The organism is Stenotrophomonas sp. 8(2023), assembly GCF_030345295.1.
In the GTDB taxonomy this organism is placed as follows: domain Bacteria; phylum Pseudomonadota; class Gammaproteobacteria; order Xanthomonadales; family Xanthomonadaceae; genus Stenotrophomonas; species Stenotrophomonas muris.
This window is the reverse complement of sequence record NZ_CP128404.1, coordinates 2304996-2329984: the sequence shown is the minus strand read 5'-3', so window position 1 is coordinate 2329984 and position 24989 is coordinate 2304996. Positions and strand designations below refer to the sequence as shown.

Below are 24989 nucleotides of genomic sequence, written 5' to 3'. Positions count from 1 at the left end.
TACCCTGATGGCCCGCTATGAAATGCTCAACAACATCGCGCATCGGGACCTGAAGGTCGCCACCGGATTCGGGCCGCAGTTCGGCGATGCGGTGGGCATGGTGCCGGCCTATCCCAGCGAGTTCGCCGAGCTGCAGCGCGAGTATCCGATCTTCCTGCGCCGGGAGGCCGGGACCGGGGCGTGGCAGTCCGTGGCCCTGCTGGGTTTCGAGCAGCACGAGAACCTGTACCTGCAGGACGGACGCTGGAATGCCTCCTACCTGCCCGGCGCGGCCGCAAAAGGGCCGTTCCTGATCGGCTTCCAGGAGCACTACGTGGACGGCCTGCTCACCCAGGACGCGGTGATGCACGTCGACCTGGACCATCCGCGTGTCACCTCCGGCGCCGGTGAGCCGGTGTTCCTGCCGCAGGGTGGAAACACGCCTTACCTGGACCACATCGCCGGCGTGCTGCGCGGCATCCACGAGGGCAGTGCCTTCGCGGCCAGTATGTTCACGATGCTCGACGACTGTGGCCTCATCCAGCCGGTCACGCTTGATGTGCAGCTCGCGCCGCATCACCGCGTGGGCGTGAGCGGATTGCACGGCATCGACCGCGAGCGCCTGGCGGCGCTGGACAGTTCACGCCTGGCGGCGTTGAACCGCGCCGGTTACCTGGAAGGTGCGTACCTGATGCTTGCCTCGCTGCATAACATGCGCCGCCTGATCGCCGAGAAGCAGCGCCGTCTCCGCATCCAGGACGGCAACGCGCAGGCGGTCAGGAACTGACCGGTGCAAGCCTGCCTGCCGATACGGAGCCTGGAAGGCATCGATCCTGCTGCCTTGCCATTGGCCGCCCTGGTGGAGGCCGGTGAGCCGGTCGTACTGCGCGGCATCGCCAGCGGTTGGCCACTGGTCCAGGCCGGACTGGGCGGCGTGCGTGACGCGATGGCGTACCTGTGCAGCGTCGATGCGGGTGCGCCCATCCAGTACTCGTTCGGCGGCGCCGAGATCGCGGGCCGCCCGTTCTACAGCGCGGACTTCACCCGGCTGAACTTCGAAGTGCGGCGCGGTGTACTCGCCCAGGTGCTGGAAGAGATCGCCGCGGCGCTGCATGCGCCGCGGCCGCCAACCTATTACGTGGCCTCGCTGCCGATCACGCGGGCACTGCTGCCGGCATTCGCGCAGGCCAACGATGCCGGGCTGGCGAAGCAGGGCATCGACGCCACCGCCAGCATCTGGATCGGCAACCGGGTGACGGCCTCGTGCCATTTCGACACACCCGACAACCTCGCCTGCTGTGCGGTGGGGCAGCGCGAGTTCACGCTGTTCCCGCCCGCCCAGGTCGACAACCTGTATCCGGGCCCGCTCGATCCCACGCCGGGCGGACAGGTGGTCAGCGTGGTGGACTTCGAGCGCCCCGACTTCGATCGGCATCCACGTTTCCGCGAGGCGCTGGCGCATGCACGCAGCGCGGTACTTGGGCCCGGCGATGCGATCTTCATTCCCAGCATGTGGTGGCACCATGTACGCAGCCTGGAACCGTTCAACGTGCTGGTGAACTACTGGTGGCGAAGCTCGCCGGCCTGGCTGGGGTCGCCGCTGGCGGCGCTGCAGCACGCGATGTGGTCCGTGCGCGACCTGCCAGCGCGTGAGAAGCAGGCCTGGGAAGGGCTCTTCCGTTACTACGTATTCGGCCCCGGCGAGCGCGCCGGTCAGCACCTGCCTGAGACGGCGCGCGGGGATCTGGCACCGTTCGACGAGCAGCGCGCCCGCCGCATGCGCGCGATGCTGCTGGGCAGGCTCAACCGTTGAGAGAGGGCACCGTGTTGGATACCCAGAGCACGCCTGCAGGGCGCATCCGCAAGGTGGTCATTGCCGGTGGCGGTACGGCGGGATGGCTGGCCGGCTGCGCGCTGGCGCATCAGTTCCGTGACCAGCTGCAGATCACGCTGGTCGAGTCCGAGCAGATCGGCACGGTCGGCGTCGGTGAGTCCACCGTGCCGCCGATCCGCACCTTCCATCGCTTCCTGCAGATCGACGAGCAGGAGTTCCTGCGCGCGGTGGCCGGCACCTTCAAGCTGTCGATCTCGTTCGAGAACTGGCGCCTGCCGGGGGATCGCTTCTTCCATCCGTTCGGCACCATCGGCCACGGCACCTGGGCGGCACCCTTCCATCACTTCTGGCTGGACAGCCTGCGCCGCGGCATGCCCTCGGAGCTGGGCGACTTCAGCCTGGAGAGCATCGCATCGCATGGCGACCGCTTCTCGCTGCACACCCAGCCGCAGGCCAGCTATGCGTATCATTTCGATGCCAGCCTGTATGCGCGGTTCCTGCGCCGCAGGGCTGAGGCCCACGGCCTGCGCCGGATCGAAGGCAGGATCGCCCAGGTCAGGCAGCACGTGCACGACGGTTCGGTGCAGGCGCTGGTACTGGACGACGGCCAGGTGATCGAGGGCGATCTGTTCATCGACTGCACCGGCTTCCGTGGCCTGCTGATCGAGCAGACGCTGGGCACCGGCTACGAGGACTGGCACGAATGGCTGCCGTGCGACCGTGCCGTGGCGGTGCAGACCGAAGCGGTGGCGCCGCCGGTGCCCTATACCCGTGCGATCGCCCACGAAGCGGGGTGGCGCTGGCACATCGCGCTGCAGCACCGCGTTGGCTGCGGGCTGGTGTATGACAGCCGCCACCTGTCCGATGACGAGGCCGCAGCGAAGCTGCTGTGCGATGCCGGGGCTCCACCCTTGCGCGATCCATGGAAGGTGCCGTTCCGCAGCGGGCGTCGGCTGAAGGCCTGGAACAGGAACGTGGTGTCGCTCGGGCTGGCCAGCGGCTTCATCGAACCGCTGGAGTCGACCAGCATCCATCTGACGATCAGCGCGGTAGTGCGCCTGATCCAGCTGTTCCCGTTCGACGGCATCAGTGCGTCGCTGGTGAAGCTGTACAACGATGTCAGCCGCCAGGAAATGGAGCACGTGCGCGACTTCATCATCCTGCACTACCACGCAACGCAGCGCACCGAACCGATGTGGAAGGCGTGTCGCGAAATGCGCGTGCCCGAATCGCTGCAGCAGCGGCTGAGCGCGTGGCGCGAGCGTGCACATGCGTGGCAGGACCCCGGCGAGGTTTTCCGCGTGGAATCCTGGACCAGCGTGCTGCTCGGGCAGGGCATCGCGCCGGGTCCCGCCCACCCGCTGGCGCGGGCCGTGAGCGACGCCGATCTGCGCACCCTGTTGAAGGGCATCCAGCAGCCCGTGCAGCAGGCTGCCGCGCAGATGCCGGCGCAGGCGGAGTTCATCGCGCAGTACTGCAGGTCCGGCGTGGACGTGTGGCGTTCGACGGCAGCAAGCGCGTAACAGGGTTTTGCGTTGCAGCACGCTTTTTCCGCTGCAGCTGGTTACAGTGCGGCAACACCGCTGGCGATGACGCGCGCGGTGGCAACGAGGGGGCCGGACACCACGCCCCCTTTTTGAGTCCACGGAATGTTAGCGCTACCTTTTTTTGATCGGAGGCGGTTTCGATGGGTCTGGTTGCAGGGATCGATGCAGGGACGCAGAGCCTGAAGGTGCTGGTCTACGACCCGCGGACGCAGGTGGTGGTGGCCTCGGCCAGCGTGCCGCTCGCGCTGGACAGCGGTGCCGACGGCAGCCGTGAACAGGCGCCTGCCGACTGGGTGTCGGCCCTGCGCGACTGCTTTGCCAGGATCGACCCCTCGCTGCGCGCTCGCATCGTCGCACTGGCGGTATCGGGGCAGCAGCATGGGTTCGTGCCGGTTGATGATGCTGGCGAGGTACTGGCGCCGGCCAAGCTGTGGTGCGACACCAGCACCTCGGCCGAATGCATCCAGATCATGGACGCCGTGGGCGGGTTCCAACGGACCATCGCGCTGGCGGGCAACCCGATCCTGGCCGGCTACACAGCGTCCAAGCTGCCCTGGACCCGGATCCACCGTGCCGACGCCTATGCGCGGCTGGCGACCATCCTGCTGCCACACGACTACCTGAATTTCGTGTTGACCGGGCAGCGGTTCTGCGAGCTTGGCGATGCGTCCGGAACCGGCTGGCTGGACGTGCGCACACGCACCTGGTCGCAGGAACTGCTGCGCGCCACCGATCCTGATCGTGATCTTGCCGCCTGCCTGCCGCCGATCGCAGCACCCGATGCCCTGTTCGATATCGCGCCGAAGGCCGCGGCCGAGTTGGGGCTGCCGGCGGCCGTGAAGATTGCCGTTGGTGGCGGCGACAACATGATGGCGGCAATCGGCACCGGCTGCGTCACGGAAGGGCGGCTGGCGATGAGCCTGGGAACCTCCGGAACGCTGTTTGCGTATTCCGGCTCGCCAATGATCGATCCGGACGGCGCGTGGGCGGCGTTCTGCTCGTCCACCGGTGGCTGGCTGCCGCTGATCTGCACCATGAACTGCACCGTAGCCACCGAACGCGTGGCCAGCGCCTTCGGTTTCAGCACCCGCGACGGCGATGCGCACCTCCACGCGACGCCGCCGGGCGCAGGGGGGCTGGTGATGCTGCCGTTCCTCAATGGCGAACGTACCCCAGACCTGCCGCTCGGCAAGGGCGTGCTGGCTGGCCTGGACATTGCCAATTTCACCCCGGCGCACCTCTACCGCGCCGCCATGGAGGGCGCGACCTACAGCCTGAAGTACGGCTACGACGCCTTCGTCCGCGCGGGCATGCAGTTCGATCGCATCGTGCTCACCGGCGGTGGCAGCAACAGCGCGGCCTGGCGTCAGCTGGTGGCTGATGTGTTCGGCCTGCCGGTGGACGTCCCGGTGCAGGCCGAAGGCGCGGCGTTTGGTGCGGCACTGCAGGCGCTGTGGGCGCTCGCCCGGGCGCAGGGAGACGCCACCTCGATCAGCGACATCACCGCGCGCCACGTCACCGTCGATCCCGCGCTGTCCGCACGGCCGTATCCGGCCCGCAGCGATGCCTATGCACGGGCCTACGCACGCTTCCTCAGCCATCTTGATGCCATCACGCCGCTGCAGCGCGGCTGATGGCTCCTCCACGACACCCCGTACAACGACAGGAGCACGCACCATGAGCACGCAGCCCTTCATCGGCGCCAAGGAGTACTTCCCCGGCGTCGGCCGCATTCCGTTCGAGGGCAAGGGCTCGGACAATCCGCTTGCCTTCAAGGTCTACGATGCAAACCGGGTCATCGGTGGCAAGACCATGCAGGAGCATCTGCGCTTCGCCGTGTGCTACTGGCACACCTTCTGCAATGCCGGGCACGATCCGTTCGGCCCGGGTACCCGGCAGTTCCCGTGGGAGGCAGCCTCGCCACTGGCCACGGCCGAAGCGAAGGTGGACGCGGCGTTCGAGTTCTTCACCAAGCTGGGCGTGCCGTACTGGTGCTTCCACGATATCGACCTGGCGCCGGATGCCGACGACATCGGCCAGTACCAGAAGAACCTCTCGCACATGGTGGCCCTGGCCAAGGCGCGCCAGGAGGCCACCGGCGTCAAGCTGCTGTGGGGCACGGCCAACCTGTTCTCGCACCCGCGTTACATGAACGGCGCATCGACCAACCCCGACTTCGCGGTGGTCGCGCGCGCAGCGGTGCAGGTCAAGGCCGCGCTGGAGGCCACGGTCGAACTCGGCGGCGAGCACTACGTTTTCTGGGGCGGACGCGAAGGTTATGCGTCGTTGGCCAATACCCAGATGAAGCGCGAGATCGAACATTTCGCACGCTTCCTCACCATGGCCCGCGACTACGGCCGCAGCATCGGCCTGAAGGGCAACTTCCTGATCGAGCCCAAGCCGATGGAGCCGATGAAGCACCAGTACGACTTCGACAGTGCCACGGTGGTGGGCTTCCTGAAGGAGCATGGGCTGGACAAGGACTTCAAGCTCAACATCGAAGCCAACCACGCCACGTTGTCCGGGCACACCTTCGAGCACGACCTGCAGGTTGCGTCCGACCATGGCCTGCTCGGCAGCATCGATGCCAACCGCGGCAACGCGCAGAACGGCTGGGACACCGATCAGTTCCCCAGCGATCTGTACGACACGGTGGGTGCGATGCTGGTCGTGCTGCGCCAGGGCGGGCTGGAGGGCGGGTTGAACTTCGATGCCAAAGTGCGCCGTGAGTCGACCGACCTTGAGGATCTGTTCATTGCCCATATCGGCGGCATGGATGCGTTCGCACGCGGGCTGGAGGTTGCCCATGCACTGCTGACCGAGTCGCCCTGGGAGCAATGGCGCAAGGAGCGCTACGCGAGTTTCGACAGCGGCGCCGGCCAGGAGTTCGAGCGTGGCGCGCTCAGCCTGCCGGACCTGGCGGGCCTGGCCGCCCGCCTCGGCGAACCGCACCAGGCCAGCGGCAAGCAGGAGCGTTACGAAAACCTGCTCAACCAGTACCTGCTGCGCTGAGCGCGGCAACGGTGCACTCAAGGGGACGGGAATGAACCAGGCAGCAGGCAGCGGTGAGAACACCCGGCTGATCGTACTGATCAGCGTGGTAGCGACGATTGGCGGTTTTCTGTTCGGCTTCGACAGCGGCGTGATCAACGGCACCCAGGACGGCCTGCACCAGGCGTTCCGGTCCGGTGAATGGATGCAGGGGTTCGAGATCGCGTCGATGCTGCTGGGCTGTGCGGTGGGCGCGTTCAGTGCCGGCCGCCTGGCCGACCGCCTCGGCCGTCGCAACGTGCTGATCCTGTCGGCGGTGATGTTCCTGCTGTCGGCACTCGGTGCCGGGGCGGCGGCCTCGTCGGGCTGGTTCATTGCGGCGCGGGTGGTGGGTGGGTTCGCGGTAGGCGCGGCGAGCGTGATCTCGCCGGCCTACATTGCCGAGGTCGCTCCGGCCCGCTATCGCGGCCGCCTGGCCACGGTGCAGCAGATCGCGATCATCACCGGGCTCACCGCTGCCTTCCTGTCCAACTACCTGCTGGCGGCCGCAGCGGGCGCGTCGACCGAGCCGCTGTGGGCCGGGCAGGCTGCCTGGCGCTGGATGTTCTGGATGCAGGCCGCGCCATCGCTGGTGTTCCTGCTGCTGTTGCTGACCATTCCTGAGAGCCCGCGCTACCTGGTGGTCAAGCGGCGCAAGGACGACGCGCTGCGCGTGCTCACCCGGCTGCTCGGCAACGACAAGGCCCGCGCCACGCTCGAAGAGATCGATGCCTCGCTGTCCAACGACCACCATCGCCCGCGCCTGTCCGATCTGAAGAGCCGGGCGACCGGGCGGATCCGCCCGATTGTGTGGGTCGGCGTCGGGCTGGCCTGCTTCCAGCAGCTGGTCGGCATCAACGTGGTGTTCTATTACGGCGCCGTGCTGTGGCAGGCGGTCGGCTTTTCCGAAAACGACGCGCTGCTGATCAACGTGCTGTCCGGCGCGCTGAGCATCGGTGCCTGCGTGGTCACGGTGCTGCTGATCGACCGGATCGGCCGCAAGCCCCTGCTTTGGTTCGGCTCGGCCGGGATGTCGCTGTCGCTTGCACTGGTGGTGGTCGCGTTTGCAAGTGGTTCACTGGCCGACGGGCATCTGCAGCTACCCGGGCGCATGGGCACGCTGGCGCTGGTGGCGGCCAATGCCTATGTCGTGTTCTTCAACCTGTCGTGGGGGCCGGTGATGTGGGTGATGCTGGGCGAGATGTTCCCGAACCAGATCCGCGGTTCGGCACTGGCGGTCGCCGGCGCAGCGCAATGGACCTCCAACTTCGTGGTGACGGTGACGTTCCCGATGCTGCTGGCCGCGGCCGGGCTGGCGGCCACCTACGGCATCTACCTGGTGGCGGCGATCATCTCGGTGATTTTCGTGGTCCGGCATGTGCACGAGACCAAGGGCAAGGAACTGGAGCAGATGGAAGGATGAGCGCCATGACATCGCAGACCTCCGTATCCCGCAGCGGCATGCTGCTCGCAGTAGTGATGCTGGGATTGCTCGGTTGCCACGGCCAGGACCGGCCCGCCGCCACTGCGGGAACCGCCAGCGCCCCGTGGCCGCAGGTCACCTGGCCACTGGCCGCGGATCCTGCTCTGGAGAAGCGGATCACCGACCTGATGGCCGGCATGACGGTGGAGGAAAAGGTCGGCCAGCTCGTGCAGGGCGACATTGCCAGCCTCACCCCCGATGACGTGCGGCGCTACCGCCTTGGTTCGATCCTGGCCGGTGGCAATTCCGACCCCGGTGGCCGCTACGATGCGTCGCCAGCCGAGTGGCTGGCGCTGGCAGACGCCTTTTACGACGCGTCCATGGACACGTCGAAAGGCGGCAAGGCCATCCCGCTGCTGTTCGGCATCGATGCCGTGCACGGGCAGAGCAACATCATTGGCGCCACGTTGTTCCCGCACAACATCGGGCTGGGCGCCACGCGCAATCCGGAGCTGCTGCGGAAGATCGGTGGCATCACCGCGCTGGAAACCCGCGTCACCGGCATGGAGTGGACGTTCGCGCCGACCGTTGCGGTACCCCAGGATGATCGCTGGGGCCGCAGCTACGAGGGCTACTCGGAATCGCCCGAGGTGGTGGCCAGCTATGCCGGCGCCATGGTGGAGGGATTGCAGGGCAGGGTGGGAACACCGGAGTTCCTCGATGGCCGCCATGTGATCGCCTCGGTGAAGCACTTTCTCGGTGATGGCGGCACCACCGACGGCAAGGACCAGGGCGACACCCGCATCAGTGAGCCGGACCTGGTACGCATCCACGCCGCCGGATACCCGCCGGCCATCGCCGCCGGCGCGCAGACCGCGATGGCATCGTTCAACAGCGTCAACGGTGAAAAGATGCACGGGCACCGGCACTACCTCACCGATGTGCTCAAGGGACGCATGAACTTCGGTGGCTTCGTGGTGGGCGACTGGAATGGTCATGGCCAGGTCAAGGGCTGCACCACCACGGACTGCCCGGCCACGATCAACGCGGGCCTGGACATGGCGATGGCCTCGGACAGCTGGAAAGGCTTCTACGAGACGACGCTGGCTGCGGTGAAGGACGGCCGGATAACGCCGCAGCGCCTGGACGATGCGGTGCGCCGGATCCTGCGGGTCAAGTTCCGCCTGGGGCTGTTCGAGGCCGGCAGGCCGTCCACGCGGGCCGTTGGCGGGCAGTTCGCACTGATCGGCGCGCCGGCACATCGCGCGGTGGCCCGGCAGGCCGTGCGCGAATCGCTGGTCCTGCTGAAGAACCAGAACGGCGTCCTGCCGCTGTCGCCGAAGCAGCGGATCCTCGTGGCCGGCGACGGTGCCAACGATGTCGGCAAGCAGGCCGGGGGCTGGACGCTCAACTGGCAGGGCACCGGCACCACCCGCAAGGACTTCCCCAATGCGGACTCCATCTATGAGGGCATCGCGCACCAGGCCAGGGCGGCCGGTGGTGAAGCCGTGCTTGCCGTTGACGGTCGCTATGCAGTGAAACCCGACGTGGCGGTGGTGGTGTTTGGCGAAGACCCCTATGCCGAGTTCCAGGGAGACCGGCCGACGCTGGCCTACAAGCCCGGCAACGAAACGGATCTGGCGCTGCTCAAGCGGCTCAAGGCCGATGGCATACCGGTCGTCGCGGTCTTCCTGAGCGGGCGGCCGCTCTGGGTGAACCGGGAAATCAATGCCGCCGATGCCTTCGTGGCCGCGTGGCTGCCGGGCTCGGAAGGCGCCGGCATTGCCGATGTACTGCTGCGCGGGAGCGATGGCCGGGTGCAGCACGATTTCAAGAGCAAGCTCAGTTTCAGCTGGCCGCGCACCGCCACCCAGTACGCCAACAACGTCGGCCAGAAGGACTACGATCCGTTGTTTGCGTTCGGCTTCGGCCTGACCTACGCCGACAACGGCGACCTGGCCGCGCTGCCGGAGGCATCGGGTGTGACCGGCAACGAGGGTGCGACCGGCGTGTTCTTCGCGCGCGGTGATGCAGGCCCCGGCATGGCGCTGCGCCTTGAGCAGGGCGCAGGCCAGGGCCTGACCGTGACCCGCGTGCCGGACGCATTGCCCGATGATCGGCTGAAGATCACCGGCGTGGATCATCTGGCGCAGGAGGATGGGCGACGCCTGGCCTGGTCGGGCAAGGGCGAGGCCGTTGCTGCACTGCACTCGCACACGGCGCTGGACCTGCAGCGCGAATCCAACGGTGACCTGATGCTGCTGACCACGCTGCGCGTGGACGCTGCGCCGGAGGGTGAGGCATGGCTGTCGGTCGGTTGCGGCGTGGGCTGCTCGGCACGCATCGCCATCGGGCCGTCGCTGGCGGCGCTTCCACAAGGCCAGTGGAAGCGCGTTGGCGTGCCGCTGAAGTGCCTGGCCAAGGCGGGTGCAAAGCTGGACGCGATCGACCGACCGTGGTCGGTGGTGACGGCCGATGCGATGACGATCTCCGTGTCACGCGTCGCGCTGGGCGCACTGAACGAAGCCGAGGTCGCCCTTGGATGCGGCGCATGATTGCTGCCGGCCTGACCGGCACCCTGCCGCCTACTGCGCAGGCGCAGGCATGAGGGCGGGGCCTTCGCTACCGGCGCGTGGGCGGTGCGGCTACCGAACCGCGTGCGATCAGCCGATACGGCATCACATGTTCGCGCAGCACCGTTGCGTCCCCCGCAGGACGGCGGATGGTGCGCAGCAGGATGTCGATGGCCGCGTTGGCCATCGAGGCGATGGGCTGGTGGATTGTGGTCAGTTCCGGCCACACGGTGGTGGCGGCCGAGGTGTCATCGAAACCCACCACCGACAGGTCGCGTGGCACTTCCAGCCCGCGCCGATGCGCCACGGAGATGGCGGCGGCGCCCATGTCGTCGTTGCTGGCGAAAATCGCGGTCGGTGGCCGGCGCTGGGACAGCAGCTTCTCGGCCGCAGCCAGGCCGGACCGGTAGGTGTAGTCACCGTGCTGGACCAGGCCGGGCTCCACCGCCAGCCCGGCCTCGCGCAGGGCGGTGACGAAGCCGTCGTAGCGGAGCGCACTTGCGCTCAGGTCATCGCGCCCACGGATGAAACCGATGCGGGTGTGTCCCTGCCGGAGCAGGTGATCGGTCATTTCCCTGCCCGCACTGAAATCGTCGATGCGGACGCAGGACAGGGCCTCGCTCAGGCGACCCGATGCGATGGCCACCACCGGAATGCCAGCCTTGACCAGTTCGCTTACGGCGGCCTGCGATTCGCACAGCGGCGGCGGCAGGATCACCCCGTCGACGCGTCCGGCGAGCGCACGCGCCGCCCTGCGTTCGGATTCGGCATCCAGGTTGTCCCAGTAGTCGATGACCAGCTGGATGGCGGAACTGGAGGCGACGCGCAGCAGGCCCACCAGCAGTTCGCGCAGGTAGGCGCCGCTGGGGTTGGTGTAGATCAGCGCAATGCGCGTGTGCTGTGCAGCGGCCAGCGAACTGGCGGCAAGATTGGGCGTATAGCCCAGCTCACGCACGGCGCGCAGCACGCGCTCGCGGGTGACGTCGCGCACCTTGCCCTGGTTGATTACCCGCGACACGGTCATCGGCGAAACGCCGGCAAGGGCCGCAACCTCGTCGATCGTCACGCCTGCGGTTCTGCGGCGAACCGATTTCTTCGGCTTGTCCAATGCACGATCCCTTTGTTCTTGGTGGCGCTGCCGCGCGGGTGCGAAGGACGATGATGCGCTGCCCCGGGCCCGGACGTAGTCTACAAAGGCGCATGTTAACGCCGTTGTTGCGCGCTGTCGGCACGCACCTGTGGGCCCTGCTCGTGCTGCTGGCCTGTGTTGGCGGGGCACGGGCGGAGGATGGCTATGCGCTGTGGATGCGCTACCAGCCGGTTGCCGCAACGGTCGCTGCCGATTACCGGCGGCAACTGGCCGAAGTGGTGGCCCCGGATCGCACGCCAATGCAGCGCGCCACCCGCGACGAGCTTGCGCGCAGCCTCCCTGGATTGCTGGGAGCGTCGCCGCCAATGCGAACGGCAATCAGTACCGAGCGTGCCCTGGTGCTGGGCACGCCGCAATCCTCGACACTCGTCGCCGCGTACGGCAACGAGATCGCCACGTTGGGCGACGAGGGCTTCCTGATCCGCCGGGTCCGGATCGAGGCGCGCGATGTGCTGCTTGTGGCGGCACGCCAGGATGTCGGCGTGCTGTATGGCATGTTCCATCTGCTGCGGCTGATGCAGCGTGGCACCCCACTGCAGGCGCTGGATGTGCATGAGTCGCCGCAGGTCGCACTGCGTGTGCTCAACCATTGGGACAACCTGGATCGTTACGTCGAGCGTGGCTATGCAGGCAGCTCGCTGTGGGACTGGCAGACGTTGCCGCAGTGGCGTGACCCGCGCTACACCGACTACGCCCGTGCCAACGCCTCGCTCGGCATCAACGGCACCGTCCTCAACAACGTCAATGCCAGTGCGCTGAGCCTGTCGCCGGCCTATCTGGCCAAGGCCGCCGCGCTGGCCGACCTGTTCCGGCCCTATGGCATCCGGGTCTACCTGAGCGCGCGCTTCAGTGCGCCGATCGAGCTTGGCGGCCTGGCAACGGCTGATCCGCTGGATCCGGCTGTGCGGCGCTGGTGGCGCGACAAGGTCGATGAGATCCATGCGCGCATTCCGGATTTTGGCGGTTTCCTGGTCAAGGCGAACTCGGAGGGGCAACCCGGCCCGCAGGATTACGGTCGTTCCCATGCCGACGGCGCCAACCTGCTGGCCGAGGCACTGGCGCCCTACAACGGCGTAGTGATGTGGCGCGCCTTCGTGTACTCGCACCAGGTTCCCGAAGATCGCGCCAAGCAGGCGTACAGCGAGTTTGTCGGGCTGGACGGTGCCTTCCGCCCCAACGTGATCGTGCAGGTGAAGAACGGTCCCATCGACTTCCAGCCGCGCGAGCCGTTCCATCCGCTGTTCGGCGCCATGCCACGCACGCCGCTGATGATGGAACTGCAGATCACCAAGGAGTACCTGGGTTTTGCGACGCACCTGGTGTACCTGGGAACGCTTTACGAAGAAGTGCTGCAGGCCGACACCCATGCACGTGGCGAGGGCTCCACGGTCGCCCGCGTGATCGACGGCTCGTTGGAAGGTCATGCACTGACCGGCATCGCCGGCGTTGCGAACATTGGCGTAGACCGCACCTGGAGCGGCTCGCATTTCGACCAGGCCAACTGGTACGCGTTCGGGCGACTGGCATGGAATCCGCAGCAGTCCGCGCGCGGCATTGCCGAGGACTGGGCCGCGCTGACCTTCTCGCCCGACCCGCAGGTGACCGGCCCGATCGTGCGGATGATGATGGACTCGCGCGAGGCGGCAGTGGACTACATGACGCCGCTTGGGTTGCATCACCTCATGGCACGCGGCCATCACTACGGTCCCGGCCCCTGGGTGGACGGCGGCCCGCGTGCGGACTGGACGTCGGTCTACTACCACCGTGCAGACCGCAACGGCATCGGTTTTGACCGCAGCGCAAGCGGAAGCAACGCCGTGGGGCAGTACTTCCCGCCGGTTGCCGGGGTTTATGGCGATCCGGCGCGGGTGCCCGAGTCGCTGCTGCTGTGGTTCCATCACGTGCCGTGGGACCGCCGCATGCGCTCGGGCAGGACGCTGTGGGACGAACTGGTCGGGCGCTATTCGCGGGGTGTGCGCCAGGTGCAGTCGATGCAGGCGACCTGGGCGGGCCTGCGCGATCGGATCGATCCGCAGCGGCACCAGCAGGTGGCGGCGTTCCTGCGGATCCAGCGCGAGGAAGCGCAGTGGTGGCGCGATGCCAGTGTGGCGTACTTCCAGTCAGTCAGCGGCCGACCGCTGCCGGCGGGAGAACGGCCACCGCCACAGCCGTTGTCGTACTACCAGGCGTTGCAGTTTCCTTTCGCACCCGGAGATGGGCGATGAACCGGTTCGGATGGTCCGCGCGCGCGGCGGCGTTGATGGTCCTGGCGTGGCTTGCCGCACCGGTGGCGGCCGGCGAAACGACGGGTTTGCTGCACCCGCTGTTCCAGGACCATGCGGTCCTGCAGCGCGACCGGCCGATCACCGTCTGGGGCCAGGCAAGCCCTGGGCAGGCGGTATCGGCCACCTTCGCGGGCCAGGCGGTGGCCACACAGGCCGATAGGGCAGGCCGCTGGCAGGCCATGTTCCCCGCCATCGCCGCAGGCGGCCCGTACACCCTCGAGGCAACCGCCGGGACCCGGCGTGAGACGGCGCGGGATCTTCTGGTCGGCGACGTCTGGTTGTGCGCGGGGCAGTCGAACATGGAGCTGCCGGTCTGGCGCTCGCTCAACGCAGCCAGCGAGATCGCCTCGGCCACGCTGCCACGGATCCGGCTGTTCAGCGTGCCGAAGGACGCGGCCGTGCAGGCGCAGGAGAGCTTCAAGGGTGACCCTGGATGGACGCGGGCAACGCCCGATTCGGTGCGCGGTTTCTCTGCAGCCTGCTTCTATTTCGCCCGCGAACTGCAGCGCACGGTTACCGTACCGATGGGGCTGATCCAGGCAGCGTGGGGCGGCTCGCGGATCGAGGCCTGGACCAGTACCGATGCACTGCGCGGGCAAGGTGGCATGGACGACGCCCTCGATATTCTCGCGCGCTCTGCCCGTGATCCGCTGGAGGCACGCGCAGCCTGGGGCCGCCACTGGCAGCACTGGTGGGAGACGCGCGAAGGGGCGCTGCCGGGCGACGCACCTTGGCGCGCGGATACCGATGACCGCGCATGGTCGCACGCACCGGCCACACTGGGCGCATGGGAGCGGTGGAACGAGCCCGCGCTTGCCGATTACAACGGCATGGTCTGGTATCGCACGCAGGTGGTGCTGAGCGCTGAACAGGCTGCACGCGGCGCGACCCTGGAGCTGGCATCGGCCGACGAGGTGGACGTGACCTGGGTGAACGGGGTCGCCGTCGGCAGCCAGTACGGCGCCGGCCAGAGGCGCTATCCGTTGCCGAGTGGCCTGTTGAAGGCGGGATCCAACAGCATTGCGGTCAACGTGCTGGACACCTACGGCGAAGGCGGCCTGGCCGGCCCCTCAACGGCATACGGCCTGCAGTTCGACAACGGCGAGCGCGTGGCACTGCAGGGCCTCTGGAAATACCGGGTGGCGGCGGGCCAGCAGGCGCCGCCTTTCGCGCCATGGCAGGCCGCCACCGGGCTGTCGACGCTGTACAACGGGATGATCGCACCGCTCGGGGGCTTCGGGCTGCGCGGCATGCTCTGGTATCAAGGTGAATCGAACACCAGCGATGGTGCGGCGTATGCGATGCGGTTGCGTGCGCTGCGCGAGGACTGGCGGCGGCAGTTCGGTGCGCGCACGCCACTGCTGCTGGTGCAGCTGGCCGGCTACGGCCAGCCGCCGGTTGTGCCCGCCGCCAGCGGTTGGGCGCAGGTGCGTGAGGCGCAGCGGCGCGTCGCCGCCGAGGATGCGCGGAGCGGGCTCGCCATTGCCATCGACATCGGCGACGCCTACGACATCCATCCGCCGAACAAGCAGGAGCTCGGGCGCCGCCTGGCGCGCGTGGCGCGCCACGTGGTGTACGGCAAGCAGGACGTGGCGCCGTCGGGTCCGCGAGCGGTAACGGCCGTGCGGACGCCCGCTGGCGTGGCCATTGCGTTCGAGGATGTCGAAGGCGTGCTCACCGCGACCGGCGCGCTGCGTCCGATTGGTTTTGAACTGTGCGGGACCAGGGGTGATACCCGCCACTGCGACTACGGCGACGCCGAACTGGATGGGCGCCGGATCCTGCTGCGCGGCCCGCTGTCGACGCACGCAACGCATGTCCGCTATTGCTGGGCCGATGGCCCGGTGTGCACGCTACGCGACCGCAGCGGGGCACCGGCAGGCCCGTTCGAACTTCCCATTGCCGAAGCCGAGACGCGACGATGATGACGTTGTCCAAGCAGTCCCCTCCGGTCCGCGACAGGGCCGGCCTGAGGTCGATGGCGCGCCACCTGCTGGCGGCGGCACTCCTGCTGTCGGCCGCAACCAGCCCGGCCAGCGCGCCGCCGGACGCACCGCCGGTGTACTTCGACTGGTTCGAATACCGCGGCCACGACGCGGCCTTCGACACGCCGCTGCCGGTCGGCCACTACCGCAATCCGGTGCTGGCCGGCTTCCATGCCGATCCCAGCATCGTGAGCGCGAACGGCCGGTTCTACCTGGTCAATTCCAGCTTCACCTATTTCCCGGGCATTCCGGTGTTCGAGAGTGCCGACCTGGTTCACTGGAAGCAGATCGGCAACGTGATCGACCGCGCCACGCAGCTGGATTTCGACGGGCTGAGCGTCTCGCGCGGCATCTTCGCGCCCACCATCGAATACCACGATGGGGTCTTCTACGTGGTGACCACGGCCACCGACAGTGGTGGCAACTTCATTGCCACCGCGCGCGACCCGGCCGGTCCGTGGTCCGATCCGCACTGGCTGCCCGGCATCGATGGCATCGATCCATCACTGTTCTTCGATGACGACGGCAAGGTGTACCTGGTCAACAACGATGCACCGCCCGGCCCGCCGCGCTACGACGGGCACCGCGCCATCTGGATGCAGCAGATCGATCTGGCTGCCTTCAAGCCGGTCGGGCCGCGCCGGGTGCTGGTCGACGCGGGCGTGGAGCCGGCGAAGAACCCGATCTGGATCGAAGGACCCCACATCTACAAGCGCCAGGGCTGGTATTACCTGTCCGATGCCGAAGGCGGCACCGGGCCGCAGCACTCCCAGGTGGTGCTGCGCAGCCGCACCGTGTGGGGCCCGTATGACCCCTACGCGGGCAATCCGATCCTGACCCAGCGCGAGCTGCCCGACGACCGACCGCTACCGATCACCAATGCCGGCCATGCCGACCTGGTCGAAGGCCCGGACGGTTCGTGGTGGGCGGTGTTCCTGGCCAGCCGCAACTATCAGACGCGGCACTACAACACCGGGCGCGAGACCTATCTGCTGCCGGTGCGCTGGCAGGACGGCTGGCCACGGATCCTGCCGGCCGACCAGCCCATCCCCTACGTGGTCAAGGCGCCGTCGTGGATGCAGGGCGAGGCATCCCAGGCCCCCTCGACCGGCAACTTCGTCGAGCGCGACAACTTCGATGGACCGAGGCTCGATCGCCAGTGGCTGCGCGTGCGGGTGCCCAAGCACGCCTGGGCCGACCTGGCCACGCGCCCGGGAATGCTGGCCGTGCACCCGCTTGCCGAGGATCTGGACACGCTGCGCAATCCCGCGTTCCTTGGCCGACGCCAGCAGCACCTGCGCTTCGAGGCGAGCGCCGCGATGAGCCGGCCGGGGCCTGGCGTGGCGGCCGGCCTGGCGGCGTTCCAGAGCGAGGCGTACTGGTACTTCCTTGGCGTTCGCAGCCTTCCGGACGAGCGACTTTCGCTCTTCCTGGAAGTTCGTGATGGCGGTGGCAGTACGCGCATCGTGGCGACCCGCGAGGTGCGGGCACCGGATGCGTTGCGCCTGAAGATCGCCGGCAACGAGGGCGACTACGCGTTCTCGTTCGATACCGGCGACGGGCAGGGCTGGCAACTGCTTGCAGGCAAGGTGGATGGCACCGTTCTGAGCACGGACCGGGCAGGCGGCTTCGTAGGCGCACTGCTGGGTCCCTTCGCGCGCGATGAGCGCACCGGGAGAAGCAAATGAGGCTGTCGCTGTCGTCCAACGCCCGTCGCCGCACATTGCGCCGCGGGCTCACTGTGTTCGTTCTGACCTGCATCGCGGCGGCCGCATCCGCAGCCGCGCCGCGGCCCTGGCTGGACGTTTCGGCCAGCTTCGAGCAACGGGCTGCCTCACTCGTCGCGCAGATGACGCTGGATGAGAAAGCCGCGCAGATGCAGAACGCCGCGCCGGCAATCGAACGCCTGGGTGTGCCCGCCTACGACTGGTGGAATGAGGGACTGCATGGCGTGGCACGGGCAGGGCAGGCCACGGTCTTTCCGCAGGCGATCGGCCTGGCCGCGACCTTCGATGTGCCGTTGATGGGGCAGGTGGCCACGACGATCAGCGATGAGGCCCGCGCAAAGCACCACCAGTTCCTCCGCCAAGGCGCGCACGGCCGTTACCAGGGGCTGACCTTCTGGTCGCCGAACGTCAACATCTTCCGCGACCCGCGCTGGGGCCGCGGACAGGAAACCTATGGCGAGGACCCGTACCTCACCGCGCGCATGGGCGTGGCCTTCGTACGTGGCCTGCAGGGCGACGACCCCGTCTACCGCAAGCTGGACGCCACCGCCAAGCATCTGGCCGTGCACAGCGGGCCGGAGGCCGACCGCCATCACTTCGATGCACGGCCCAGCCGGCGCGACCTGTATGACACCTACCTGCCGGCATTCGAGGCGCTGGTCAAGGAGGGCGACGTCGATGCTGTGATGGGCGCCTACAACCGCGTGTACGGCGAGTCCGCCAGTGCCAGCCGTTTCCTGCTGCGCGATGTGCTGCGACGCGACTGGGGCTTCAAGGGCTACGTGGTCTCGGACTGCTGGGCCATCGTCGACATCTGGAAGCACCACCATATCGTGACCACGCGCGAAGCCGCTGCGGCGCTGGCGGTCAGGAATGGCACCGAGCTGGAATGCGGCCAGGAGTACGCCACGCTTCCGTCAGCCGTGCGTCAGGGTTTGATCAGCGAAGCGGAGATCGACGATGCGGTGACCCGTCTGTTCACCGCACGGATGCGCCTGGGCATGTTCGACCCGCCGGAGCGGGTGCGCTGGGCGCGCATTCCGGCCTCGGTGAACCAAGCCCCGGCCCATGATGCGCTGGCGCTCAAGGCCGCGCAGGCGTCGCTGGTGCTGCTGAAGAACGACGGCATCCTGCCGCTGTCACGCGACATCAAGCGCATTGCCGTGGTCGGACCCACTGCCGACGACACCATGGCGCTGCTCGGCAACTACTTCGGCACACCGGCCGCGCCGGTCACGATCCTGCAGGGCATACGCGAGGCGGCCAAGGGCGTCGAGGTTCGCTATGCCCGCGGCGTGGACCTGGTGGAGGGCCGCGACGATCCCGGTGCCACGCCGTTGATCGAGCCGACCTTCCTGCGGCCTTCGGCGGACTCGCCCGAGCGTGGCCTGCGTGGCGAGTACTTCCGCACGCCCGACCTGTCCGGTACGCCGTCCCTGGTGCGTACCGACGCGCAGATCGGCTTCCGCTGGGACCGCGGCTCGCCGACCGACAACCTGCTGGCACGCGGCGAAGCGGCACCGGGGCAGGGGATCCCGAACGACCGCTTCAGCATCCGCTGGAGCGGCCAACTGCTGCCACCCGTGTCCGGCCGCTACCGGCTGGAGGTGGCCGGCGATGATGGCTACCGCCTGTACCTGGACGGCAAGCGCGTGATCGATCACTGGGTGAACACAGATCGCCTGCATGCCGAGGGCATCGAACTGGAGCTGCAGGCCGGGCGTGCCTACGCGCTGACGCTGGAGTACTACGACGACGAGCGCGATGCCGGCGTGCGCCTGGGCTGGCGCATGCCCGGCGCCAAGGCGCCGTTCGATGAAGCGCTCGATGCCGCACGCGAAGCCGATGTGGTGGTGTTCGTCGGTGGCCTTACCGGCGATGTCGAAGGCGAGGAAATGACGGTCAACTATCCAGGCTTTGCCGGTGGCGACCGTACCGACCTGCGGTTGCCCGCGCCGCAGCGCACCCTGCTGGAGGCCCTGCACGCTACCGGCAAGCCGGTGGTGATGGTGCTCACCGGCGGCTCGGCGATCGCCGTGGACTGGGCGCAGTCGCATCTGCCGGCGATCCTGATGAGCTGGTACCCCGGGCAGCGCGGCGGCACCGCCGTCGGCCAGGCGCTGTTCGGCGACGTCAATCCCGCCGGCCGGTTGCCAGTGACGTTCTACAAGGCCGGTGAAGCGTTGCCGGCATTCGACGACTACGCCATGGAGGGCCGCACCTATCGCTACTTCCGCGGCACGCCGCTTTATCCGTTCGGTCACGGCTTGTCGTATACGCGGTTCGACTATGGAACGCTCCGCCTCGATGCAGCCAGGCTCCGGGCCGATGGCCGCCTGGGCGTTGCGGTCGATGTGGCCAACGCAGGCACGCGCAGCGGTGACGAAGTGGTGCAGCTGTACGTGCGGCGCGAGCACGCTGGCAGCGGCGATGCCGTGCAGGAGCTGCGTGGCTTCCAGCGGATCCATCTGGCCCCGGGCGAACACCGCACGGTGACGTTCACCCTGGAGGCAGCGCAGGCCCTGCGCCACTATGACGAAGCGCGCGCCGCGTATGAGGTGCGGCCCGGTGCCTACGAGGTCAGGGTGGGGGCGTCCAGTGCCGATGCACGCGCGCAGGGCAGGTTCACGGTGGTGTCCGCGCATGACTGATCGCTCTCGCCGGCATCGATTTGCCTCCGCCCAGATCCCTTTTCCAGGACGTCCGCTGCATGGCAAGCACTGAACACGCGCTATCGGTACGCGAGAAGCTCGGCTACAGCCTGGGCGATCTCGCCGCCAACCTGATCTTCCAGACCCTGATCACCTACCTGGCGTTCTTCTACACCGACGTCTACCGCCTGCCAGCTGCGACCGCGGCCACGATCATCTTCGTGGTGGGCCTGCTGGGTGCGTTCGTGTTCACGCCGTTGATCGGCATCGCGGCTGACCGGACGTCCACCCGTTGGGGCCGCTTCCGGCCGTGGATCCTGTGGACGGCCATTCCTTTTGGCGTACTGTCCCTGCTGGCGTTCAGCACGCCGGACCTGGGCGAGCGCGGAAAGGTGATCTATGCACTGGCCACCTACGCGCTGCTGGTGTGCGTGTACGCAGCGAACAACCTGCCGTACTCGGCGCTGAGCGGCGTGCTGACCGGCAGCATGGCCCAGCGCAACAGCCTTTCGGCCTACCGCTTCGTGGCGGTGATGATCGCGCAGTTCATCATCCAGGTGCTGCTGATGCCGCTGGTGCTGATCCTGGGTGACGGCGACCGGGTGCGCGGCTTCGAGCAGGTCATGACCGCATTCGCCATCATCGGCACGGCGTTCTTCCTGATCACGTTCGCCACCACCCGCGAACGCATCGTGCCGACGCGTGAACAGACCGGCGGCATAGTGCAGGACCTGTCGGACCTGCTGCACAACCGCCCGTGGCAGGTGATGCTGGCCCTGACCGTGCTGGTGTTCATCAACCTGGCATTGAAAGGCGGTACCTACATCTACTACTTCCAGTACTACATGAGTGAAGCGGCGCTGGCCGGCTTCCTTGAAAACTCGGGGTTCAACGGCCTGGTCAGCGCGTTGAATGCTGCGCTGGCCAGCGCCGGCTTCGCGGCGTTCACCTGGCCGAAGGACGCGGCCACCTCGGCGTTCAGCCTGTTCAACGCGTGCGGCATCCTCTGCATGATCCTGGGTATCGGCGCATCGCGACGGTTGGCGGACCGCTTCGGCAAGCGCGACGTCTTCGGTGGCGCCCTGTTTGTCTCGACCCTGTTCCTGCTTGCCTTCTACCTGTTTCCACCCACGGCGGTGGCGGTGGCGTTCGGCGCCTTCATGCTGCATGGCTTCTGCTACGGCATCACCATCCCGTTGCTGTGGGCGATGATCGCCGACGTCGCGGACTACTCGGAGTGGAAGAACCATCGGCGGGCAACCGCGATCATCTTCTCGGCGATGCTGTGCGGGCTGAAGATCGGCCTCAGCGTGGGCGGCGCGCTGGTCGCCGCGATCCTCGCCCACTACGGCTACCAGGCCGGCCTGGCGCAGCAGCCTGAGGCCGTGGTGCAGGGCATCCGCCTGACCGTAAGCGTCTACTGCTCCCTTCCTTTCCTGCTCGCCGTGGCGCTGCTGGTCTTCTACAGGATCGACAAGCGCACCGAAACCCGCATCGAGCAGGACCTCCACCTGCGTCGCCGTTCCGCCGACGCCTCCGTGTAACTCCAAGATGACGACCATGATCGACCTCTCTGCCGGCGAAGACGGCCAGGCCAGCGAAGCCCGTCTTGCGCAGCTCACCGCGCACGCCATTTCGCAACCGCTGGTGACCCACATCTATACCGCCGACCCTTCGGCGCATGTGTTCGAGGGGCGCCTGTACATCTATCCGTCGCACGACATCGACGGCGGCCAGCCATTCGACGACGAAGGTGGCCACTTCGACATGCAGGATTATCATGTGCTGAAGATGGATACGCCCGACGGCACGGCCGTCGATTGCGGCATGGCGTTGCATGTGCGCGATGTGCCCTGGGCCCGGAAACAGATGTGGGCCCCCGATGCCGCCTGCCGTGATGGCCGCTACTACCTCTACTTCCCGGCCAAGGATGCCGAGGGCCGGTTCCGCATCGGCGTGGCGATCGGTACGCGGCCGGAGGGCCCGTTCGTGCCCCAGCCGGAGCCGATCAAGGGTGCGTACTCGATCGACCCGGCCGTGTTCGAAGACGAGGATGGCAGCCACTACCTGTACTTCGGCGGCATATGGGGCGGGCAGCTGCAGAAGTATCGTGACAACCAGTACAGCGAGGCCCACGAGGAGCCCGAGGGCAGCGCACCGGCGCTGGGCCCGCGCGTGGGCCGCCTGGATGCCGGCATGACCGAGCTGGCCGAACCCACCCGCGAAGTGCAGATCCTGGATGAGCATGGCCAGCCGCTGCGCGCGGACGACCATGCGCGCCGCTTCTTCGAAGGTCCGTGGCTGCACAGGTACCAGGGTCGCTACTACCTGTCGTACTCCACTGGCAACACCCACCAGCTGTGCTACGCCATCGGCGACAGCCCGTATGGACCGTTCACCTACGCTGGCGTGATCCTCACCCCCGTGGTCGGTTGGACCACCCACCACTCCATCTGCCAGTTCGAAGGACAGTGGTACCTGTTCTATCACGATGCACTGATGTCCGGCGGCATCACCCACCTGCGCTCGGCCAAGTGCACGCCGCTGCACATGGAGCCGGACGGAAGCATCCGCACGATCAACCCGTATGGGGCCTGAGCGGATGCTGCCGGTGGATGATGCGCTGGCTCCGCTGCCAGCCGGCGAGCTGCACTGGCTGAGGTGCGGCGAACTGGAGGTTGCGTTCGCCGCAGGGGCGGGCGGGCGCGTGGCGCACCTGCGCTACCAGGGCGTGGAATGGCTGGTGGATGCGCAGCAGGCAGGCCCGGCGGCGATCGCGTGGGGCTGCTACCCGATGGTGCCGTGGGCCGGGCGCATCCGCCGTGGACAGTTCCATTTTGACGGCAGGCCGCATCGGCTGCCGCTCAACTTCGACGGGCATGCCATCCATGGGGTGGGTTTCTCGCGACCCTGGCGGATCGACCGCTTGGACGCGGCGGCAGCCCGGTTGTCGCTGGAGCTGCCGAGCGACGGCTACTGGCCTTTCGGTGGCGCTGCCGTGCTGGACCTGCAGTTGCAGGCTCACAGCCTGCAGATGGACCTCTCGGTCCAGGCCGGCGGCCAGGCGATGCCGGCGGTGCTGGGCTGGCACCCCTGGTTCCGGAAGCCGGAACGACTGCTGTTCAGTCCTCGCTCGATGTATCCGCGGGACAGGGAAGGTATTGCCACGCTGCCCCGCGTGGAGCCCACCACCGGCCCTTGGGATGACTGCTTCATCGCCGACGGTGACGTCACGCTGATACGCGAAGGCCAGCACCTGCGGCTGAGGTCGGACCACGACCACTGGGTGGTCTACGATGGTACGCCGCACGCCACCTGTGTCGAACCGCAGAGCGGCCCGCCAGATGGCTACACCCTGGCACCGCACCGGCTGGAGCCCGGCCAGCGCCTCGCGTTGACATTCGAACTGGCGTGGGCGGCGGACAGCACCTGAAACCCCGGCCAGGGCAGGCGATCACCCGGGTGCCGGGCGGTCGGTACGCCGCCTGGACCGGCCGTGGACCCGGTGCCTGACACGGGCCGCGCCCCAGGACCACCTGACATTTCCTACAGGTTCCAGTCGATCCGCATGCCCGCGATCAGCGCATCCGGCAGGTCGTGCTGGCGTGCGGGCTCATTGAACTGGTCGGGGTGCACGATGTAGTGCAGGTTCGGTGCAACACGAAGCTGCGGGGTGAGCTGGATGCCATAGCTCAGCTCCATCATCACCTGGCTCCCGTGCGGGGTGCCGCTGCCACCGGCGGCGGCGCGGGCGAGGTGCAGGTCTTCCAGCGCGATGCTGCTGTACTTCTGCTGGGTCACGACGAAAGCGATGCTGTCCTGCGGCCGCCGGGCGAACGTGCCTTTCTGCACCAGCCCGGCCTGCAGGAAATGATCCTCGATCAACTGGCCGGAGGTGCCCTTGAGCGCCGCACCGAAAAGGGTCAGGCCGCGGCCGGCACCATCACTGGTGAGTTGCTGCTCGAAGCGGGCGAACGCACCGGAGCGACCGTGACGCGTCGCGTACTCCTGGCCACTGAGCAGCGCGGGAATGCCGTTGGCATCGCGCAGCGGATCGCGATAGGTCGAGTTGTCCTGCCAACCACCGAGTTCGTAGCGGGCTTTCAGTCGTGCCGAAGCAGGGCTGCGCCAGCCGATCGTGTAGGGCACGATCCAGCCGGTGGCCTGGTTCGTATTCCACTTCAGGCCATGCTGGCCATCCTCGGCCTGGCTGGGATCAACCTGGTAGGCGCCGACGCGGACATAGACATCGGGCGTCACCCAGGCCGTGGCATCGGCCATCCAGCTCGATACCGGCCACCAGGTGAAACTGCTGGTGCGGAATACGTAGGTCGGGTTGCCACAGGCCGAGTTGCCCTGGAAGTACTGGCACAGGTCCGAACCCAGGTGGTGGATGTTGGCGACGCTGCGCCCTGCTTCCAGCACCAACCGGTCGTTGAACAACTTCTGTTCGAGGGTCAGGTTGGCCAGGCGCGTGCCCTGGCCGCCGTAGATTTCCTGCACCGAGGTGCTGTTGCCTGTACTGCTGTTGGCGAGATTGGTGCCATGGCGGTTGATGCCGTAGGCCTTGACCGTCGCACCTCGCCAGCCAAACGCCGCGTCCAGGTCCACGTCGGCACCGAACATCAGCTGGCCGGCATAGGCCGTGCCGCTGCGCTTGCCACCGTCGAGCGTGGCGGCCGCTTCGCCGGTGTAGGCGAGCTTCCGAGCGAAGACGTCGCTCGCGTCGGCGGCTGCGGCCAGTGATGGCAGGGCCAGCAGGATCACTGTCGGCAGCAGGCGGCGGGAAGGGGAGGTCATGGGCG

General features: G+C 67.6%; 16 protein-coding genes. 14 read left to right on the top strand and 2 right to left on the bottom strand.

Annotation, left to right across the window (positions count from 1 at the left end):
* Positions 1-7: 7 nt before the first annotated feature.
* From QP609_RS10940 to QP609_RS10910, 7 genes are all read left to right on the top strand, one after another.
* Positions 8-766: a SapC family protein gene (locus QP609_RS10940; protein ID WP_197620833.1), complete on the top strand. Its 759-nt coding sequence runs from the start codon at positions 8-10 to the stop codon at positions 764-766.
* A 3-nt stretch (positions 767-769) separates the two neighbouring features.
* The gene (locus QP609_RS10935) at positions 770-1792 is read left to right on the top strand and encodes a cupin-like domain-containing protein (RefSeq protein WP_197620834.1); all 1023 of its coding nucleotides are present in this window, start codon (positions 770-772) and stop codon (positions 1790-1792) included.
* Positions 1793-1803: 11 nt separating this feature from the next.
* Positions 1804-3336 (top strand): tryptophan halogenase family protein, encoded by a 1533-nt coding sequence (locus QP609_RS10930; protein WP_197620835.1) that lies wholly within the window; start codon positions 1804-1806, stop codon positions 3334-3336.
* A gap of 164 nt (positions 3337-3500) precedes the next feature.
* Positions 3501-4994 carry a xylulokinase gene (xylB, locus tag QP609_RS10925; protein WP_197620836.1) on the top strand — a complete coding sequence of 498 codons (1494 nt, stop codon included), beginning with the start codon at positions 3501-3503 and terminating at the stop codon, positions 4992-4994.
* 43 nt (positions 4995-5037) lie between these two features.
* Positions 5038-6372: a xylose isomerase gene (gene xylA, locus QP609_RS10920; RefSeq protein WP_111205716.1), complete on the top strand. Its 1335-nt coding sequence runs from the start codon at positions 5038-5040 to the stop codon at positions 6370-6372.
* Between the two features lie 31 nt (positions 6373-6403).
* Positions 6404-7813, top strand: a complete 1410-nt coding sequence (locus QP609_RS10915) for a sugar porter family MFS transporter (protein ID WP_046430740.1) — start codon at positions 6404-6406, stop codon at positions 7811-7813.
* Positions 7810-10368: an exo 1,3/1,4-beta-D-glucan glucohydrolase gene (locus QP609_RS10910; protein ID WP_289213765.1), complete on the top strand. Its 2559-nt coding sequence runs from the start codon at positions 7810-7812 to the stop codon at positions 10366-10368. Before QP609_RS10915 ends, QP609_RS10910 begins: the two co-directional genes overlap by 4 nt.
* A gap of 67 nt (positions 10369-10435) precedes the next feature.
* On the opposite strand, the gene QP609_RS10905 is transcribed toward QP609_RS10910, so the two are convergent.
* Positions 10436-11494, bottom strand: a complete 1059-nt coding sequence (locus QP609_RS10905) for a LacI family DNA-binding transcriptional regulator (protein WP_172601392.1) — start codon at positions 11492-11494, stop codon at positions 10436-10438.
* Positions 11495-11601: 107 nt separating this feature from the next.
* Between QP609_RS10905 and QP609_RS10900 the strand changes: the two genes are divergently transcribed.
* Genes QP609_RS10900 through QP609_RS10870 form a run of 7 tightly spaced genes read left to right on the top strand, consistent with a single transcriptional unit; the run spans position 11602 to position 23617 of the window.
* Positions 11602-13761, top strand: a complete 2160-nt coding sequence (locus QP609_RS10900) for an alpha-glucuronidase family glycosyl hydrolase (RefSeq protein ID WP_289214015.1) — start codon at positions 11602-11604, stop codon at positions 13759-13761.
* Positions 13758-15746, top strand: a complete 1989-nt coding sequence (locus tag QP609_RS10895) for a sialate O-acetylesterase (protein WP_197620839.1) — start codon at positions 13758-13760, stop codon at positions 15744-15746. The genes QP609_RS10900 and QP609_RS10895 overlap by 4 nt, the downstream gene beginning before the upstream one ends.
* 53 nt (positions 15747-15799) lie before the next feature.
* Complete coding sequence (locus QP609_RS10890; RefSeq protein ID WP_014647202.1) at positions 15800-17494, top strand: glycoside hydrolase family 43 protein; 1695 nt, start codon at positions 15800-15802, stop codon at positions 17492-17494.
* Positions 17491-20184, top strand: coding sequence for a glycoside hydrolase family 3 protein (locus QP609_RS10885; protein ID WP_289213764.1), 2694 nt, complete (start codon positions 17491-17493; stop codon positions 20182-20184). Before QP609_RS10890 ends, QP609_RS10885 begins: the two co-directional genes overlap by 4 nt.
* 59 nt (positions 20185-20243) lie before the next feature.
* On the top strand, positions 20244-21728 hold the full coding sequence (locus QP609_RS10880) for an MFS transporter (RefSeq protein ID WP_014647200.1): 1485 nt from the start codon (positions 20244-20246) through the stop codon (positions 21726-21728).
* Between the two features lie 16 nt (positions 21729-21744).
* On the top strand, positions 21745-22782 hold the full coding sequence (locus QP609_RS10875) for a glycoside hydrolase family 43 protein (RefSeq protein WP_197620840.1): 1038 nt from the start codon (positions 21745-21747) through the stop codon (positions 22780-22782).
* Positions 22783-22786: 4 nt separating this feature from the next.
* Positions 22787-23617, top strand: coding sequence for an aldose 1-epimerase (locus QP609_RS10870; protein WP_014647198.1), 831 nt, complete (start codon positions 22787-22789; stop codon positions 23615-23617).
* Between the two features lie 113 nt (positions 23618-23730).
* On the opposite strand, the gene QP609_RS10865 is transcribed toward QP609_RS10870, so the two are convergent.
* The gene (locus QP609_RS10865; protein WP_197620841.1) at positions 23731-24984 is read right to left on the bottom strand and encodes a carbohydrate porin; all 1254 of its coding nucleotides are present in this window, start codon (positions 24982-24984) and stop codon (positions 23731-23733) included.
* Positions 24985-24989: the final 5 nt, after the last annotated feature.

Excerpts from the sequence above, each read along its gene's own strand:
- QP609_RS10865 (WP_197620841.1), bottom strand. The coding sequence starts at position 24,984 with ATGACCTCCCCTTCCCGCCGCCTGCTGCCGACAGTGATCCTGCTGGCC.
- QP609_RS10915 (WP_046430740.1), top strand. The coding sequence starts at position 6,404 with ATGAACCAGGCAGCAGGCAGCGGTGAGAACACCCGGCTGATCGTACTG.
- QP609_RS10895 (WP_197620839.1), top strand. The coding sequence starts at position 13,758 with ATGAACCGGTTCGGATGGTCCGCGCGCGCGGCGGCGTTGATGGTCCTG.
- xylA (WP_111205716.1), top strand. The coding sequence starts at position 5,038 with ATGAGCACGCAGCCCTTCATCGGCGCCAAGGAGTACTTCCCCGGCGTC.
- QP609_RS10910 (WP_289213765.1), top strand. The coding sequence starts at position 7,810 with ATGAGCGCCATGACATCGCAGACCTCCGTATCCCGCAGCGGCATGCTG.
- QP609_RS10885 (WP_289213764.1), top strand. The coding sequence starts at position 17,491 with ATGAGGCTGTCGCTGTCGTCCAACGCCCGTCGCCGCACATTGCGCCGC.
- QP609_RS10870 (WP_014647198.1), top strand. The coding sequence starts at position 22,787 with ATGCTGCCGGTGGATGATGCGCTGGCTCCGCTGCCAGCCGGCGAGCTG.
- QP609_RS10940 (WP_197620833.1), top strand. The coding sequence starts at position 8 with ATGGCCCGCTATGAAATGCTCAACAACATCGCGCATCGGGACCTGAAG.
- xylB (WP_197620836.1), top strand. The coding sequence starts at position 3,501 with ATGGGTCTGGTTGCAGGGATCGATGCAGGGACGCAGAGCCTGAAGGTG.
- QP609_RS10880 (WP_014647200.1), top strand. The coding sequence starts at position 20,244 with ATGGCAAGCACTGAACACGCGCTATCGGTACGCGAGAAGCTCGGCTAC.
- QP609_RS10890 (WP_014647202.1), top strand. The coding sequence starts at position 15,800 with ATGGCGCGCCACCTGCTGGCGGCGGCACTCCTGCTGTCGGCCGCAACC.
- QP609_RS10875 (WP_197620840.1), top strand. The coding sequence starts at position 21,745 with ATGATCGACCTCTCTGCCGGCGAAGACGGCCAGGCCAGCGAAGCCCGT.